The organism is Arcanobacterium haemolyticum DSM 20595 (assembly GCF_000092365.1).
Taxonomy (GTDB): Bacteria; Actinomycetota; Actinomycetes; order Actinomycetales; family Actinomycetaceae; genus Arcanobacterium; species Arcanobacterium haemolyticum.
On record NC_014218.1, the window covers coordinates 334663 to 351157 of the forward strand.

A 16495-nucleotide genomic window follows, 5' to 3' on the forward strand; every position below is an offset into this window, starting at 1 on the left:
TTTTCTTCCAATCCGCAAATTTCATTGATTTTGCGGCCTCGCACCGAATCCAGAAACTACATTAGCCGATAACCGGGCGTTCCTGCGGCAAACGAATAACTCGGCGGCGATTCCGCAAAGCCAACGCGGCAGCCAACGTCATGGTGCCAACGCGCCCAAGATACATGAGAACAATCAACACGATCTTCGCTGATTCGGGCAGGGCAGAGGTGATGCCCGTCGATAAACCGCAGGTAGCGAACGCCGAAATAACTTCGAACAGCACGTGAGAGAGCGAAAAATCGGTCAACTGCATAATGATCAACGTGGCCGCCCCCACCATAAACGCCCCCAAAAAGGTTGCCGAAATCGCCAAGCGTACCACATCCGCCGGAATCCGCTTCCCAAACGCTTCCGTGTCCCGATCGCCGCGCGCCTCGGCCAAAATGGCAAGCGCCAACACTGCGAAGGTCGTGACCTTAATTCCGCCACCGGTAGATGCCGAACCGCCGCCGATGAACATCATCATGTCAATAAAGAACCAGGTGGACTGGTTCATATCCCCAACATCGAGCGTGGAGAGCCCGCTAGAACGTGGCGTTGTTGCGTGGAACAGGGTGGCGAGTGTACGTTCGGCGCCGTTGAGCCCGCCCAGTGTAGCCGGATTGTTCCATTCGAGCAGTGCGATCATCACGATCGAAATTCCCAGCAGAATTCCGTACGTGACTAGTGTGAGTTTCGAATGGAGGGTCCAGTTGCGTGGATGGCGCAGATTTTGAGCCACGTTGAGGGTGACGGGGAAGCCCACCGCACCAATGATTGTGCCGATAATAATGGGAAGGCTTACGGCCCAGTCGCCAACAAATTGGCCCAGTCCATCTTCCAAAATTACGAAGCCTGCGTTGTTAAACGTTGACACGGCCATAAACAGCGAATGCCCGAGCGCACTCACAAATGACGGATCGATTCCCACGAAACTTCCGAGGAACACCAGGGTGAGCACACTTTCCGCCACCAGCGACGTTGCGATAACCGCCTTCAGTAGCGCACCCACGTCCCCCAGCCGGCTTTTCGTTTCAGTCGCGGCCAGCATACGTTGCGTCAAGCCCAAGTGACGCGACACAGCCAGCGCAAGAATCGACGCAATCACCATCACGCCCAGACCACCGATTTGAATTCCGAGCGCCAGCACAATATGGCCGAACGCAGTCCAGTGAGTAGCAGTATCGACGACGGTCAAGCCAGTCACGCACACAGCCGACGTTGCGGTAAACAAAGCGTCCGTAAACGACGAGCTGCCCGGCGTCGTCGAAGAAAAAGGCACCATCAACAGCAACGTAACCGCAAAAATCAACGCACCAAAAACGAGCATCGCCAAGCGAGCCGGCGATCTGCGGGCGAGCGAATTAATGTAATTACGCAACGAGTGCCCGTGAACGCCACTATCCGAATCGGGACCAAGCGACATACGAACATCAAAACGACCGCGACCAGCAGATGAGGATCGCGGAGGGACTCCGTGCGCCAAGACCGCTCCTTTAGCATAAAACGAACACAACCCTCTAAGCCTAACTCTCTGCCCGAACGAATGCGCCCCAATCTGTCCGATTCAGCAAATATAAGGTAAATGTGGCACACAAAACCGGACCATAAAGGTGTGAAAAACGTGAAATTCGGGTAAGGTGAGACGAGAACAGGGCGTTTTAGTATGTGGTGTAATTCACCGTGGCTGAAATGCTGACGAAGCACCAAAAAATTTGGACCCCGCACGAGCTTGCCAAGCTCGCCGATACGAGAACGGACACGCAGATGGCTCACCTCCCATCATCAACTCCACAGTTCTTCACTGTGGCAGAAGTTGCTGATATGACGCGGGTTTCGCGGATGACCGTGTACCGTATGGTTCACTCAGGAGAACTCCCGGCTGTGCGTGTTGGCAATTCGTATCGCGTTCCAAAGTCGGCGGTGGATCAGCTACTCACGGGTGGAGCGGCGGGAGACTTCCGCGAAGCAACTGGTTTTTGATTCGGTTGCACTGCTCTACGTCATGTAGAATCTGTTTTTGTTCGTAAATCGCGGCCTGGCCGTGACAGTTTCAAGTCCGGAGGTAACCTGTGGGTTCCGTTATTAAGAAGCGTCGCAAGCGCATGTCGAAGAAGAAGCACCGCAAACTGCTTCGTAAGACTCGTCACCAGCGTCGTAACAAGAAGTGAACATAATCGAGGGCCTACGGGCTCTCGATTATTTTATGTGTCATCTAGGTGGCCCTGATTATTTCGGGAATAGTGGCAAATATTGCCACTATTTCGATTATGGTCAGCGTTACCGAACCGTAGGTTAGGCTGGGGGCTGTCTCGGTCCACCGTGGTTGGTGCTCACGCACGTTTGGGACATGCTGGGGCGGGCAAGTACGATGGCCCCTAGTTGAAGTGTTGGTGAAAGCGAATTAAGATAGTTAAAGATTGAATAGTTCTGTGATGAGGTTTTTGACGAAATGACCACCACCCGTTGGCTCGATGGTGAAGAGCAGCAAGCATGGCGCAATTTCCTGCGCGGCCAGGCCACTATCCATGATGCGATCAATCATGATGGGGTGGAAGAATTTGGTTTGGCTCTTCATGAATACGAAGTGCTTGTGCGATTGGCAGAAGCACCAGAACACCAATCACGGATGTCTGCATTGGCAACAGGCCTGGTTCATTCGCGTTCGCGTTTGACTCATACGGTTGCTCGCCTCGAAAGGGCTGGCTACGTTCAGCGTTTTCAATGCCCACACGATCGTCGCGGAATTTTCTGCCGTCTCACCGATGAAGGCTTAGTGAAGCTGGAAGAATCAGCTCCACAGCACGTAACTTCCCTTCGCGCCCACTTTTTGGACAAGATTACGCGCGAAGAGCTTCTTACTATTGGAGAGATTTTCTCTAAATTGATTGATGATGAGGAAACTGAAACGCGCGTTTGTAGCGAGTAAGAGTGTCTGTGGCACGTAGGGAATCATTTCATCCGTTAAGCTAGATCTTATGGATATCACAACGATTCACCTTGTCCGGCACGGCGAAGTCGATAACCCTGAAGGGGTTTTATATGGCAGGCGCCCAGGCTATCACCTCACCCCGCTCGGTCACAGTATGGCTGAAAAACTAGGGGAAGCTTTTGCTGAGCATGATGTGCGCTTAGTCGTCACGTCACCACTTGAACGTGCTATCGAGACGGGAACTCCCACCGCCCGTGCCTTTGGCCTTGATATTGTGACTGATGAACGCGTGATCGAAGCCGATAATAAGTTTGAAGGTTTGGACGTTAACTCTGATCGTTGGCAGTTGGCACGTCCTAAATATTGGCCGTGGTATATCAACCCGTTAGAACCATCGTGGGGTGAACCGTACACGGATATTGTTGCTCGGATGTCTGCGGCTATTTCTGATGCCCTCACGAAGGCAGAAGGGGGAGAAGCCGTGATCGTTTCTCACCAGTTGCCGATCTGGACCATGCGCAGGTTCATCGAACGGTTGCCACTGGCTCACGATCCGCGCAAGCGCGAATGTTCGCTAGCATCCGTTACCTCGCTAACCTTCGTTGGACGCCAACTCATCTCCCTTGATTACTGGGAGCCGGTAGCAGATATTTTGGGACAAGCACAAGATATGGTTCCTGGTACCTCAAAGGCCCAGACTAAGATGTGACGCCCGAATGATTGCCGGCGCCTGCTGGCAATCATTATATTTGTGGGCCTAGCGGTAGTGAGAGCAGGAGGCGCATATAGCGCCCTGCCGTCTCGAATACCGCTTTTTGGGATTAAGGTGGGGCTGCGGGAGGTAGATTGAGGTGGGCTTGCGGGAGGGGAAGATTTAGGTGCCGATCTAGGGGGAGCTAGACGGAATTAGGCCTACCGGCCGTACAGGCCGCCGTCTTCATCCGTGTCTTCAACCGTAGTTTCTTCAGCTTCCCCGGTTTCCTTGCGCTTGTTTTCTTCGTAGGCGCGCCGGCGGTTTTGGGCTTCTAGGCGTGCCAAGAATTCAGGATCGTCATCTGGGGCAACAGGGCCAGATGAGCGTTGCTTGGATCCGAACGCCCCGCCGAACGCTTCAGCAGAGAATGTTGTGCCCGAACGGAACAGATGCTGATTTTTGAAAAATAGCCACAGGAGTGGGCCGAGGATCGGCACGATCAACGTGAGAACAGCCCACGCCACTTTAGGCAGGCGGGCAGGTAACTGGCTGCGGTCTGTACGCAGAACGTCAATGAACGTGTAAATATGGAGCGCGATGGCGCTTAGAATCATTATTACTCGAGGCACGCTACTAGTCTATTGAACTTTGCCCTGTAAAGATAGCGCGCTCAGCTCAGCACGAAACCAGCACACAGTAAAATCGCATAATTCAGCTCGAAAATACCGGTGTGCTTGAGTGCTGGAATAAGTGACCGCCCGGCCGCGCTACTAAGCACAACCTTGATTGGGGAAATCGCTAGCATCCCCACAAGCAGGAATGCCAGCCCAGAGATCCCGTGGAATGCCACCATCAGCCATACCATCAGAGCAACGGCGCCAACAAGCATCCCCACAAAGGAATACCGTGCCGCCCGATCGCCCATGCGCACGGCCAGCGTGTGCTTCCCTGTCACAGAATCAGTTGGGATATCGCGAATATTATTCACCATCAGCAGGGCGCACGCGATCAGCCCCACGCCAGTGCCGGCCGCCCACGCATACCACGGCGCGCTCCCGGTCTGAACGTAGGCGGTTCCCACGGTGGCCATCCACCCGAAGAACACCATCACAAACACTTCGCCCAGGCCCATGTAGCCGTACGGGTGCTTACCACCGGTATAGAACCAGGCAGCAGCGGCAGCGCCGGCACCCAGCCCGATCAGCCACCAGTGCCCAGAGAGTGCCACCAGCACAAGCCCGGCCACACACGCAGCGGCAAAGAACCCAAGAGCAATCTGCAACACCACGCGCGGGGCAACTGTTCCGCCGCCGGTGAGCCGCGGCGGCCCCTGGCGCAGGTCATCAGTGCCGCGCACGCCATCCGAATAGTCATTCGCAAAGTTCACGCCCACTTGGAACGCGAGCGCCACGAACGCCGCAAGGAGGGTTCGTATCCAGGAAAAGCCGCCATCTGCGGAGGCAATTCCGGCTCCGATAATGACGGGGGATACTGCTGCTGGGAGGGTGCGCACGCGGGCGCCTTCAAGCCAATCGTTAACTGTTGCCACCCGAAAAGTATACGTGGGTGGCGTTACGAATGGCGCGCCGATCGATTTTCCCGGATTGAGTTAAAGGCCACGCGTTGAACCCGATTGTGGTAAGTGGAAGGACGTGTTGTGGTTGCCATCCAGTGCCGAGGGCATGTTTCACGTGGTCACGGAGTTGTTGTTCAGTGATGTTTTCGGGCCACGGATCGATGAGTGCGATTGCGGCTTCACCCCACGTCGCATCGGGAACCCCCACCACGATCGCAGTGCTGTGAGCCGCGGCAGCTAGGCTTTCTTCCACGAGTCGAGGAACGATGGTGAGCCCGCCTGTGGTGATGGCATCGTCGATTCGCCCTAGTACTGATAGCCGTCCGTCAGGTCCGAATATCCCCAGGTCGCGGGTGCGATGGGTGCGTTGCCCGTGCGCGTTTTCGGCGCTCCCAAGCCGCACCAGCGATCCCGTAATCACGATCGCGCCATCCGTGCCTAGAGTAATCGCCGCGTCGCCGATCGGCCGCCCATCGTACACACAGCCGCCACATGTTTCGGTCATCCCATAGGACGTATGAACCGTGAGTCCTGCCGCCTGGGCACGTTCTAACAATTCCGACGACGTTGCCGCACCTCCCACCAAAAACGTTACGTGACGTGCGGCTGGGAAGTGTTCGAGATGATCGAGTATGCGCACCAGTTGCGTTGGTACGATCGAACAGTATGTGGGATGGTGGGTGATCGGTGCTGTGAGAAGTTGTTCCAGTTTCGTATGCAACGGTTCGCACTCGGCCAGTACCGAACGGACGATCGTTTGAAAACCTGCGATATGGTGGAGGGGGAGATCCGCAAGCCACGGCCCTGGCCCTGCCAGTGCCGTGTGGGTGGCGTTCGCAGACGCCACCAGCGAGTCCCAGCTTAGAGCGATGATAGTTCCGGTTCCCGACGTGGATCCGGACGTTCGCATTAACACTCCCGTATTCACGGGATAGCCTTGCGCGGCAATCTCCGCGGCCGCTTCGATTGGATCAACCTGAGGGCCCACCACAAACAACGGCGGCACGGCCTGGCCAGTCAACGCCAGGCGCACATGATCTACCACATCGGCAAATTCGCTACCGTCACAGACGATAACTCGCACCGGATACTCAGGCATAGAACGGGAACTCATCCCACTGCGGGGCACGCTTTTCCAAGAACGCATCGCGGCCTTCTTGAGCTTCGGCAGTCATATATGCCAGGCGAGTAGTTTCGCCGGCGAAAACCTGCTGGCCGGCAAGCCCGTCGTCGGCCAAATTAAACGCAAACTTCAACATGCGCAACGCCTGGGGTGATTTCGTACCCAAAATCCGGGCGTACTCAAGCGCGGTCGTTTCCAAATCGGCGTGCGCAACTGCCTCATTGACCACGCCCCAACGTTCCGCATCCTGTGCCGAATACTCACGCGCCAAGAAGAAAATCTCCCGCGCACGCTTATCGCCAATCTGGCGTGCCAACAACGCAGAACCATACCCGGCATCAAACGAACCCACGTTCGCATCCACCTGCATGAAACGCGCGTGCTCCAACGATGCAATCGACAAATCGCACAAAACATTCAACGAATGCCCGCCGCCCGTAGCCCAACCAGAAATCGCGCCAATAAACACCATGCCGGACGTGCGCATCAACCGCTGCACCTCCAAAATGTGGAGACGCCCAGCGCGCGCCGGCTCAATCGAATCACGCGTAGCCTTGTTCGCGGTGGGATCATCCCCACCGCCGTCGTAACGATACCCATCCCGGCCACGAATACGCTGATCGCCGCCCGAACAAAACGCCCAACCGCCATCCTTCGTAGAAGGCCCGTTACCGGTCAAAATAACGCATCCCACCTGGCCAGTCAGGCGCGCGTGATCAATCGCCCGATACAACTGATCCACGGTTTCAGGGCGAAACGCGTTACGTACCTCCGGGCGGTTAAACGCAATACGCACCACCGGAAGATCCCGCTCTGAAACCACAGCCCCCGCAGAATCAAACTCGCGCTCCACCCCACGGTGATACGTCACGTCTGAATCAGGGAAACCCTCCACGGAACGCCAACGGCGCGGATCGAAAATGTCAGAAACTGAAGCAGGTAACGGGGAAATAGTCATAAACCTATTCTGCCATGCGGCGGCGGAACACAACCACGTCGTCCACTCGCGTCACACCACGAGCAGCCAACAACGTTTCCACACGCGACGATTTCTCCACCTCAAAATCAGGCAAATCCACAGCGGCAATCACATCGCTCGCACTCCACGGCACAAACGTGTCCGGATGCCACGGCAAAGCAAACGCGTGCGCCGCCACCAACATTCGGCCGCCAGGCACGATCGTAGATGAAACACACTCAAGAATCCGCGGCAAATCCGCAGACTGAATAAACGACACGGTAGCCAAATCGTGATCGCGCCAACCGTGCTCCGCAATCACGGCGCACGCATCGCCCACAAAACCTTCAACAGCATCGGCCACACCCGATTCTGCCGTGGCGTCCGCCATCCGCGAAATCGCAGTTTCAGAGAAGTCAATTCCGCGCACCCGCCACCCGCGCTGGGCCAGCCACACGGCATCACGGCCTTCACCGCAGCCCACATCGAGCGCCATCCCCGGCGCCCACGGCAACACGTGCGAGGCAATGATTGAATTAGGTTCTCCGCTCCACAACCGTTCAGTTGCGGCGTACTTTTCTTCCCAATGCTTAGCATCCATGCCTCCCAGTTTATCGCCCATGCAGGCTAAAGTGGAGGTATGCATGTGGACGTCTATATCTATTCGTCGCCCCTCCACACCCGTTTTCGAGGGCTTACTGTGCGCGATGGGCTCCTTCTTCGCGGGCCGGCCGGCTGGGGGGAAGCCAGCCCATTTTGGGATTATGGCCCGACGTATTCTGCCGCTTGGTTACGTGCGGGGATAGAGGCGGCCACCTGCGGTTTTCCGGCGGCCCTGCGCGGTTCCATCCCCGTGAACGTGACGGTTCCGGCAACCGATCCGGAACGTGCCGCACGCATCGTCACCCGCGGCACCTGCGCCACCGCGAAAGTCAAAGTTGCCGAACCTGGCCAGAGCCTGGCAGATGATCTTTCTCGCGTTGCGGCCGTGCGCGATGCCCTGGGGGCGTCTGGAAAAATCCGGATCGACGTGAACGGCGCCTGGAGCGTTGCCGATGCGCTTGCCGCGATCCCCGCACTCGATCGCGCCGCGGGCGGCCTGGAATATGTGGAGCAGCCGGTTGCGGACGTGGCAGATTTGGCGCGCGTGCGCCGGAAATCCACGGTTCGCATCGCCGCCGACGAATCCATCCGCCGCGCCTCCGATCCGTTGCACGTGAAACGGTTGAATGCCGCCGACGTGATCGTGGTGAAAAACCAGCCGTTGGGCGGGGTGCGGGCGGCGCTCGCGATTGCTGCCGAGATCGGGTTGCCTGTGGTTGTGTCGTCCGCGTTGGAGAGTTCGATTGGAATTCGGGCCGGGCTGGCGTTTGCGGCCGCGTTGCCCGAGTTGGAGTTTGCGTGTGGGCTGGCTACGGTTCAGTTGCTTACGGCTGATCCCGTGGCTGATTCGTTGCTTCCGGTTGCGGGGGAAATCGCGGTACGTGACGTTGTGCCTGCGGATCTGCCTGCGCCCGATCCGCAGTTGGCGGCCCGCTGGGAGCAACGTTTGGCGCAGATGTGGGATTATTGTGGGGTTGACGCCACGTATACTTTGCATACCGATGCTTACGTTAGGAGCCCTCAGTGAGCGATTCCGCTTCCACCGCCCGCGTGCTCGTGTCCCATTTAGTTGCGTGTGGGGTGCGTACGTTTGTCTTGTGCCCTGGTTCGCGGTCGGCTCCGCTTGCGTACGCGTTGTACGACGCCGAACGTGCCGGCGCGGTTCGCTTACACATTGAAACCGACGAACGCGTGGCCGGCTTTGCTGCGTTAGGTTCCGGTTCGGTGGGGGAGCTTGCGGCAGTTGTGACGACGTCGGGCTCCGCCGTGGCAAACCTCCACCCAGCTGTGGAGGAGGCCTTTTACGGAGGCGTGCCTATGATCGTGGTGAGCTGTGATCGGCCAGAACATATGCGTGGCGTGCGTGCCAGCCAAACAACCGATCATCGGGCAGTCCTTGCCGGTTCTGTGCGGCATTTCCGGGAGCTACCTGCGGGTGCTCCACCGAAGAATCTTGGCGGTCTTGTGCAGCGTGCGGTGCGCGCGGCTCGTGGGGCCGGGAACGGAACCGTTCCCGGTCCAGTCCACTTCAACGTTGGATTCGTTGAACCTCTTATGCCAGATCAGCCGTGGAAAACGGTAGGCGCGGACATTGCGCAAGCTCAACGCGGAATGGAACGGGGAAGTGGAGAGCGCTGCGTCGTCGTCGCTGGAACTACACGCAACCGCAAGCTCGATCCGGCCCTGTTTGCGGGAATCCCTATCCTGGCGGAACCCAGTGCGGCGCTGCGCGCGCACCCGAACGCAATCAATGCGCATCCGATCCTGCTCGGAACGGACCTGCGCGCCCAGATCACGCGCGCAATCGTGATCGGGCACCCCACGCTCACGCGGGAAATTTCGGGGCTCCTGGCCGATCCGGTCGTGGACGTGGTGGTACTTGACGATGCCCCAACCTACGCGGACGTGGCCGGAAACGCGCGAATCGTCAATCTTGCGGGCCTCGCGGGCGAATGTGAACCCAACGAAGCATGGCTTAATACGTGGCGGATCGCTTCCGTGGCGGCGGACAATTGGCTTATGAGGCACTGTGCTGGCCTGGACTTTTGTTCAATCGCACGGGACGTCAGTACGCTCAGCGGCCACACGGAACTCGTACTCGGCGCCTCCACAATAATTCGCGACGTCAACCTGTACGCACCCGTTCCTGCCCGGCCAGTCCATGCAAACCGCGGGCTTGCTGGAATCGACGGAACCATGTCCACCGGAATCGGAATCGGAATCGCAACTGGGCGCCCCGTACGCGTCGTTCTTGGCGATCTGACCTTCATCCACGATCTCGGCGCTTTAGTACGCACCGCATCCCAAGCGCACGTCGATCTGGACGTGGTGATACTCGACGATTCTGGCGGATCCCTATTCGCCACACTCGAATACGGGGCAGGCGATCGTGACGCTTATGACCGTGTGTTCCGCACTGCCAAAGAAATCGACGTGCGTGCGTACGCCGCCGCCGTTGGTGCGGACTATGCGCCAGTGAGCGAGCGGAAGGAATTGCGCACTGCCCTAGAACAGGCCCCACGCGGTACGCGAATTATTCACGTGAAACTTGGGGCTTGCGAAATGCAAGCAGATCGTGCCCGCCGGGCGGCGTTACGTGACTCAATCCGCGATCACGTTCACCTGGGGCTAAACAGTATTCAGTAAATTTTCAGTTTCCTTTAGGCATATTGGAAGCTATCAATGTGAATCTGAAACTCGTTAAATAAACGTGGCATAGGAGGAAAAATGGAACAAAACAATACGCCGCGACCGGCAGAAGGCTCAACCCCAGAGCGCGAAACCGTGGCGCATCTACAGATGCCTACTAACAATTCGCCAGCAGCTCCATCACCTCAACCAGAACCTGGGGAAACAACCCCAGCACGCGAAACGATGCGTCTGCCTAAGCATTCAGCATCTGTAGAACAAGACTTGTGGAATACGTCGGCTGCTGCTGAACCGGCTATGCCGAAACCAGTGGCTTCAGAGCCAGCCGTGACTCCAACTGAACCTATGGTGGCCCCTGCTGAACCGGCGTTGCCAGAGCCTGTCACGGAACCAGTTGCAGCTCCTGTGGAACCAACCTTGCCGGCTACAGAAACCATGCCGGAAGCAGAGCAAGCACCAGTGGAAGAACAGAGCCCTGCAACAGAGCCTATGCCAAAGACGGCCGCGCCTATGCCAGAGATGGCCGCGCCTATGCCTGAGTCTGTGCCTGCAGAAGAACCTACACCTACTGCGATGCCAGCAGAAGAACCAACGAATTTCCAGCCAATCTATGCGCCAGCCTCTACGGTTGCGCCAAAGCCAAAGAAGAGGCGCCCAGGCTGGTTTGCCGTCTTCGCGGGGATGACAGCGGCAGCGCTCGCCGGTGGCGTTATCGGCTTCACTGCAACGCAATACTACAATCCGGGTGGAGTGCGCCCGTCGTCGATGACTGCACATGAAGAAACCAAAGGCACAACGAAACCCGTCAATAGCACCGTGGGTGCGGCTGACTGGGAAGCTGTTGCCAAAGAAGTGGGCGATACCGTGGTATCCCTTGACGTATCAACGGATAACGGGCAATCGCAAGGCTCGGGTGTGATCATCTCCAAGGACGGCCACATCCTCACAAACAACCACGTGGTTGCAGGTGCAAACGAAATCTTCGTCAGGTTCTCAGATGGGCGCGTGTTCGAAGGCCACGTTATGGGCACTGACGAAGCAACCGATTTGGCTGTTGTGAAAATCAAGGACGCGCCAAAGGATATTGCCGTTGCGCAACTGGGCGATTCCTCCACTGTCAAGGTTGGTCAGGCCGTTGCTGCAATCGGTAACCCGATGGGCTTGAACTCCACACTCACAACCGGTGTTGTTTCTGCTCTCGATCGCCCAACTCAGGCAGACCGTGCAGGCGCAGTGACGAACGCTATCCAGATCGACGCCGCGATCAACCCAGGAAATTCTGGTGGCCCAGTGTTCGATCAGCAGGGCAAGGTGATTGGTATTGCGTCGTCGATCATTACTGTGAAAACCGGCTTCAACGGCCAAAGCGCCGGTTCGATCGGCCTTGGCTTCGCTATCCCAGTGAACTTGGCAAAGAACATCTCCAAGCAACTCGTAGAGAAGGGGAGTGCAGAACACGCTTACCTTGGCGTGTCGATCTCCAACGGTTTGGCGAAGTTCGATGAGACTCGCAGAACTGCTGCAGTTGTCAAGACCGTTGAACCCGAAACCCCAGCTGCTAAGGCTGGAATCAAAGAAGGCGATAACATCGTTGAAATTGACGGCAAGAAGGTCTCCACAGCTACCGCGCTAACCGGTTTTGTACGCCAATACCGGGCTGGTGACGTTATCACCGTCAAGTTTGAACGCGGTGGAAAGCTGATGGAAACTAACGTCACGCTGGCAACCCGCCCAGATCCGCGGTAAAACAGCTTGATCTAGTAGATTCTGGACCTGATTTTAGTCGATCCTTAATCCAGTAGGTCTTGAATCCAAAAAGCGCCCGGCTGAACAGCAGTGCTCTCAGAGAGCCTCCTGTGTAGCTGGGCGCTTTTTAGCGCCGAAGTAAAGTTTATGGAGAACGGTTCAGTGGCGAGCGGTTTAGGCTCCAAACGCCCCCAGAATCGGTGCGAACTTCGCTTCGGTTTCCGTAAATTCTTCATCTGGCTGCGAATCTCCCATGATTCCGCCGCCGGCCCAGGCGCGTGCGCTCAAATCACCATCAATGCGAACACAACGCAATGCCACACACCACTGGCCAGAACCATCAGAACCGATCCAGCCCACAGGGGCACCGAAACGATCCCGATCGTCTTCCAATTCGGCAATCAGATCCAAAGCCATCTCACGTGGCTGACCACCCAATGCAGCCGTGGGGTGTAATGCACCAGCAACTTGCAAGACGTCAGCAGAATAACCCAAAGTGGTACGGATATCCGTGGCTAGGTGGCTCACGTTAGGCAGATGTAACACGAACGGTTCACCCGCCTCCACAGTGCCAATCTTGCTCAACGATTCGAGTGCCGAATCAACCGCAACCGCATGCTCGTGGAGGTTTTTCGGAGAGGAAAGCAGGGCGTCGTCTGCATAAACGCCGCGTGGGAATGTACCCGCCAATACGCGCGTAACAACCGTGCCAGAATCGGTTTCTGCCAGCATTTCTGGTGTAGCGCCAATCAAACCATCTATGCCAAACACCCAGCATTGCGGATACTGTTCGGCAAGGTGATGCAGGAGGCTGCGCTCATCGATAGGAGAGTCGGCCACAATATCCAACTGGCGGGCGAACACCACCTTCTCAACAGAACCAGCATTGATCTGGGCCAGGATACGTTCGACGCGCTCGCGGTAGCCGGCAGCATCGATAGTTGGTTCGGCGCGCACAGCCCCGATCGGGGCGTACTCGGGTTCGGTGTCCACCAGCACAGCATCCAAAAGCGTACGCGCTTCTGGGGTGAGCGTTTCAAAAACGTCCTGATCATCGGGGCCGATCAAGGTGAGGAAGGCCTCCGTGCCAGCCGCCCCGCCAAGCCCAACGATCACTTGTGGAACGATCAGGGAAGAACCGGCAGTAGAAACCGGTGAAAAACTAAACGACCCGAACGCCACGAGCCCACTGCCGGCCACCCGCACGTCGTCACGAATTTCGGCTGCGTCCTTCACCGCATTCCACCATTGGGATGCGATGGCAAAGCGCCGCCCGTTTTCGCGCGCACCACTGCCCGCCGAACCGGCGCTGGCACTAGCGCCGCCTTCACCACCCGCCCCGCGATCGAAGCGCGCGGCCTGCCCGGCCGCAACAAACCCGCGGCCGTCCCGAAGCCAGGCGATTTGCCCGCGCGAAGCGGGCAAAAGCCGGGTTAATTCGGGGGTGCGGGGGAGTCGGGTGGTTTGGGCTCGCAAGTGTGGGATGGTAAACATGTTTCGAATGTTAGTGCGGAAAGTGGTTAAATGCAGACATGAAAACTCCGTTATCACACACGACACAGCCTTCCGATGAGTCCTCGCAATACCGCGCCCAGTTGGATAAGAAGCCAACGGATGTCTCTCATATGTTTGACGATGTTGCGGAGCATTATGACATCACGAATACCGTTCTGACCGGCGGTTTGGTTCATGTGTGGCGGCGCGTAACGCGGGAGGCCGTGGGTGGCGCTCCTGGTGTTTCGGTGTTGGATGTGGCGTGTGGTACGGGTGCGTCTGCGGCTGGGTATGCTGCGGATGGTGCGGACGTGATTGGGTGCGATTTTTCGCCTGGCATGGTTGCGCGTGGCTTGGAGTTGCATCCGGATCTTGATTTGCGGGTTGGGGACGCCACGAATTTGGAGTTCCCTGACGAAACGTTTGACGTGGTCACGATTTCGTACGGCTTGCGGAATGTGGTGGACGCTCCGGGGGCGTTGCGTGAGATGCTTCGCGTGACGAAGCGTGGTGGCAAGATTGTGATTGCCGAGTTTTCACGCCCAACGAATTCGCTGTTCCGTTCCACCTATTTTGGTTTTATGCGCGTTGGGATGCCGGTTCTTTCACGTCTCTTTTCCTCCGACGCCCCAGCCTACGATTATTTGCGTGAGTCCATTGAGGCGTGGTATACGCAAGACGAGTTGGCTGAGGTGTTGCAGGAGGCCGGGTGGCGTTCGGTTGAGTTTAAGAATTTGACGAACGGCATCGTTGCTTTGCACCGCGCGGTACGTCCATAAGGGGACGACGACGCGGCGGCCCTTTCGTCGTCGTTAAAAATCGTACGTAACTGTGGCGGAATAGACGCCTTTAATTTAGCAAGTAAATACTGACGTAAATGGCTGTGTTATAAGTACTATCGACGCTGCGAAAGTCCGTAAACTGGGGCAGGAAGTCCTGTTTTATGAGCGAAAGCGGTGAAGATTGTCTCGGCCTGAACACGCTGATGTTGTTGTCGTGGGCGCTGGCCCTGGCGGTTCCGCGACCGCCCATTATCTAGCTCAGAACGGCGTTGATGTTTTAGTTCTGGAGAAGGCTACGTTCCCACGTGACAAGGTGTGTGGGGACGGTTTAACCCCGCGCGCTGTTGCTGAACTTATCCGCATGGGAATTTCTATGCGTGAAGAAGATGGCTGGGTTCGTAACTGGGGCGTGCGCGGCTACGGTGCTGGGCACGTAATTGAGGTTCCATGGCCGGAATTGGCGTCTGTGCCGAATTTCGGTTCTGGTATGCCGCGTAAAGATTTAGATCATTTGCTGATTAAGCACGCGGTGGCGTCCGGCGCTCGGCTGCGTGAAGGTGTTACCGTGCTTGGCCCGGTGATACATGAAAAGTCTGGTCGTGTTATTGGTGTTCGTGCGCGCAACACTGCTGATGGTGCCAAGGGTGAAGAGTTCACCATTTTGGCTCGTTTCGTGGTTGATTGTGGCGGTGTGGCTGCGCGTTTGGCTATTGCTACTGGCCGCGAAAAGGCGATGAACCGGCCGATGGGCGTTGCTCACCGTACATACTTCCGTTCGCCGCTTGCGCAAACGGACATGATGGAATCGCAACTGGAACTGTGGGGAGGCAAGCCAGGCGAATCCGAACTGCTGCCAGGGTACGCATGGATGTTTGCCGTGGGTGATGGGCTAGTTAATGTTGGCCTTGGTTCGTTGTCCTCTACCGCGCAGCCAACTGGCGTTGATTACCGTGATGTGTTTGCGAAGTGGATTGCGAACACGCCACCAGAATGGGAATTGACCCCAGAAAATCAGGTGGGGCGTTTGCGTGGTGCCGCCTTGCCGATGGCGTTCAACCGTAAGCCGCACTACGCCAACGGTTTAGCGTTGGTTGGCGATGCTGGCGGTATGGTCTCCCCGTTCAATGGTGAAGGTATCGCATACGCGTTGGCCAGCGGCCGTATGGTGGCAGATTCAATCGCACAGGCACTCATTCGCCCAACTCTTGGGGCACAAGATCGCGTGATGGCTCAGTATCCGCGGGAACTTCGCGATGAACTGGGCGGTTACTACACTCTGGGGCGTATTTTTGCATCGCTTATCGAACGCCCAGAAATTATGCATGTGTGCGTGAAGTACGGGCTTCCACGCCCAACGCTCATGAAACTTGTGATGAAACTGCTGTCCGATTCCTACGATCGTCATGATGGGGACTGGATGGACAAGGTCATTACATCGTTAACAAAGGTGGTGCCGAAGGCGTGACACCACATCACACATTCGTCGCTAAAAAGCATAGGCTTAGTACGTATTTCGTCTGTTTAATGCAGGCACACATCGAAGGGTTGGAGGTCGCATGAATCCCTACGTGCCATTGCTGATTATGATCGCAGTTGCTTCACTGGTGGCTGTTGGAGGTTTGGCAGTCAGTGCCATCCTCGGTCCAAAGCGGTACAACCGAGTCAAGGTAGCTAATTACGAATGCGGGTTGGAGCCAACACCATCAGCAGGTGCCTCTGGCCGCTTCCCAATCAAGTACTTCTTGACTGCTATGACCTTCATTATTTTCGATATTGAAGTCGTGTTCCTTTACCCGTGGGCCGTATCCGCGGGTCGTTTAGGTTTAGCCAGCCTGATCGCTATCGCATCATTCGTCTTCCTGATCACGATTCCATTCATCTATGAATGGCGCCGTGGCGGCTTGGACTGGGAGTAAA

The 16495-nt window shown here is 56.8% G+C and carries 17 protein-coding genes; 10 read left to right on the top strand and 7 right to left on the bottom strand.

What is annotated here, in order from left to right:
- Positions 1-61: 61 nt before the first annotated feature.
- A complete protein-coding gene (locus ARCH_RS01425) occupies positions 62-1507 on the bottom strand; it encodes a TrkH family potassium uptake protein (protein ID WP_013169534.1) in 1446 nt (481 codons plus the stop codon).
- 281 nt (positions 1508-1788) lie between these two features.
- On the opposite strand from ARCH_RS01425, the gene ARCH_RS01430 reads away from it, so the two are divergent.
- The 4 genes from ARCH_RS01430 (at position 1789) to ARCH_RS01440 (ending at position 3662) form a co-directional block, all read left to right on the top strand.
- A complete protein-coding gene (locus ARCH_RS01430) occupies positions 1789-2004 on the top strand; it encodes a helix-turn-helix domain-containing protein (protein WP_013169535.1) in 216 nt (71 codons plus the stop codon).
- 89 nt (positions 2005-2093) lie between these two features.
- Positions 2094-2192: a 30S ribosomal protein bS22 gene (locus ARCH_RS09550; RefSeq protein WP_005504750.1), complete on the top strand. Its 99-nt coding sequence runs from the start codon at positions 2094-2096 to the stop codon at positions 2190-2192.
- Between the two features lie 281 nt (positions 2193-2473).
- The gene (locus tag ARCH_RS01435; protein WP_013169536.1) at positions 2474-2950 is read left to right on the top strand and encodes a MarR family winged helix-turn-helix transcriptional regulator; all 477 of its coding nucleotides are present in this window, start codon (positions 2474-2476) and stop codon (positions 2948-2950) included.
- A 49-nt stretch (positions 2951-2999) separates the two neighbouring features.
- A complete protein-coding gene (locus ARCH_RS01440) occupies positions 3000-3662 on the top strand; it encodes a histidine phosphatase family protein (RefSeq protein ID WP_013169537.1) in 663 nt (220 codons plus the stop codon).
- Positions 3663-3865: 203 nt separating this feature from the next.
- Here the strand turns inward: ARCH_RS01440 and ARCH_RS01445 are convergent, their stop codons facing one another.
- From ARCH_RS01445 to ARCH_RS01465, 5 genes are read right to left on the bottom strand one after another with little or no spacing between them, the layout of a single operon-like run.
- Positions 3866-4276, bottom strand: coding sequence for a PLD nuclease N-terminal domain-containing protein (locus ARCH_RS01445; RefSeq protein WP_138974984.1), 411 nt, complete (start codon positions 4274-4276; stop codon positions 3866-3868).
- A gap of 41 nt (positions 4277-4317) precedes the next feature.
- Entirely contained in the window at positions 4318-5196 is an 879-nt protein-coding gene (locus tag ARCH_RS01450; protein WP_013169539.1) for a 1,4-dihydroxy-2-naphthoate polyprenyltransferase, read from the bottom strand.
- Positions 5183-6337: an AMP-binding protein gene (locus ARCH_RS01455; protein ID WP_187286512.1), complete on the bottom strand. Its 1155-nt coding sequence runs from the start codon at positions 6335-6337 to the stop codon at positions 5183-5185. The genes ARCH_RS01450 and ARCH_RS01455 overlap by 14 nt, the downstream gene beginning before the upstream one ends.
- Complete coding sequence (locus tag ARCH_RS01460; RefSeq protein WP_041640620.1) at positions 6315-7298, bottom strand: 1,4-dihydroxy-2-naphthoyl-CoA synthase; 984 nt, start codon at positions 7296-7298, stop codon at positions 6315-6317. The genes ARCH_RS01455 and ARCH_RS01460 overlap by 23 nt, the downstream gene beginning before the upstream one ends.
- A gap of 10 nt (positions 7299-7308) precedes the next feature.
- Positions 7309-7950, bottom strand: a complete 642-nt coding sequence (locus tag ARCH_RS01465; RefSeq protein WP_049765789.1) for an SAM-dependent methyltransferase — start codon at positions 7948-7950, stop codon at positions 7309-7311.
- Between ARCH_RS01465 and ARCH_RS01470 the strand changes: the two genes are divergently transcribed.
- From ARCH_RS01470 to ARCH_RS10260, 3 genes are all read left to right on the top strand, one after another.
- Positions 7945-8934, top strand: coding sequence for an o-succinylbenzoate synthase (locus tag ARCH_RS01470; protein WP_111724927.1), 990 nt, complete (start codon positions 7945-7947; stop codon positions 8932-8934). The two genes, ARCH_RS01465 and ARCH_RS01470, sit on opposite strands and share 6 nt — an antisense overlap.
- Complete coding sequence (gene menD, locus ARCH_RS01475) at positions 8931-10553, top strand: 2-succinyl-5-enolpyruvyl-6-hydroxy-3-cyclohexene-1-carboxylic-acid synthase (RefSeq protein WP_013169544.1); 1623 nt, start codon at positions 8931-8933, stop codon at positions 10551-10553. The genes ARCH_RS01470 and menD overlap by 4 nt, the downstream gene beginning before the upstream one ends.
- Before the next feature lie 81 nt (positions 10554-10634).
- Positions 10635-12302 carry a S1C family serine protease gene (locus ARCH_RS10260; protein WP_013169545.1) on the top strand — a complete coding sequence of 556 codons (1668 nt, stop codon included), beginning with the start codon at positions 10635-10637 and terminating at the stop codon, positions 12300-12302.
- Positions 12303-12476: 174 nt separating this feature from the next.
- Here the strand turns inward: ARCH_RS10260 and ARCH_RS01490 are convergent, their stop codons facing one another.
- Complete coding sequence (locus tag ARCH_RS01490; RefSeq protein ID WP_013169546.1) at positions 12477-13796, bottom strand: isochorismate synthase; 1320 nt, start codon at positions 13794-13796, stop codon at positions 12477-12479.
- 38 nt (positions 13797-13834) lie between these two features.
- On the opposite strand from ARCH_RS01490, the gene ARCH_RS01495 reads away from it, so the two are divergent.
- The 3 genes from ARCH_RS01495 (at position 13835) to ARCH_RS01505 (ending at position 16494) form a co-directional block, all read left to right on the top strand.
- On the top strand, positions 13835-14575 hold the full coding sequence (locus ARCH_RS01495) for a class I SAM-dependent methyltransferase (RefSeq protein WP_013169547.1): 741 nt from the start codon (positions 13835-13837) through the stop codon (positions 14573-14575).
- Between the two features lie 184 nt (positions 14576-14759).
- The gene (locus ARCH_RS01500; protein ID WP_013169548.1) at positions 14760-16043 is read left to right on the top strand and encodes an NAD(P)/FAD-dependent oxidoreductase; all 1284 of its coding nucleotides are present in this window, start codon (positions 14760-14762) and stop codon (positions 16041-16043) included.
- Between the two features lie 91 nt (positions 16044-16134).
- Positions 16135-16494 carry an NADH-quinone oxidoreductase subunit A gene (locus tag ARCH_RS01505; RefSeq protein WP_013169549.1) on the top strand — a complete coding sequence of 120 codons (360 nt, stop codon included), beginning with the start codon at positions 16135-16137 and terminating at the stop codon, positions 16492-16494.
- Position 16495 lies beyond the last annotated feature (1 nt).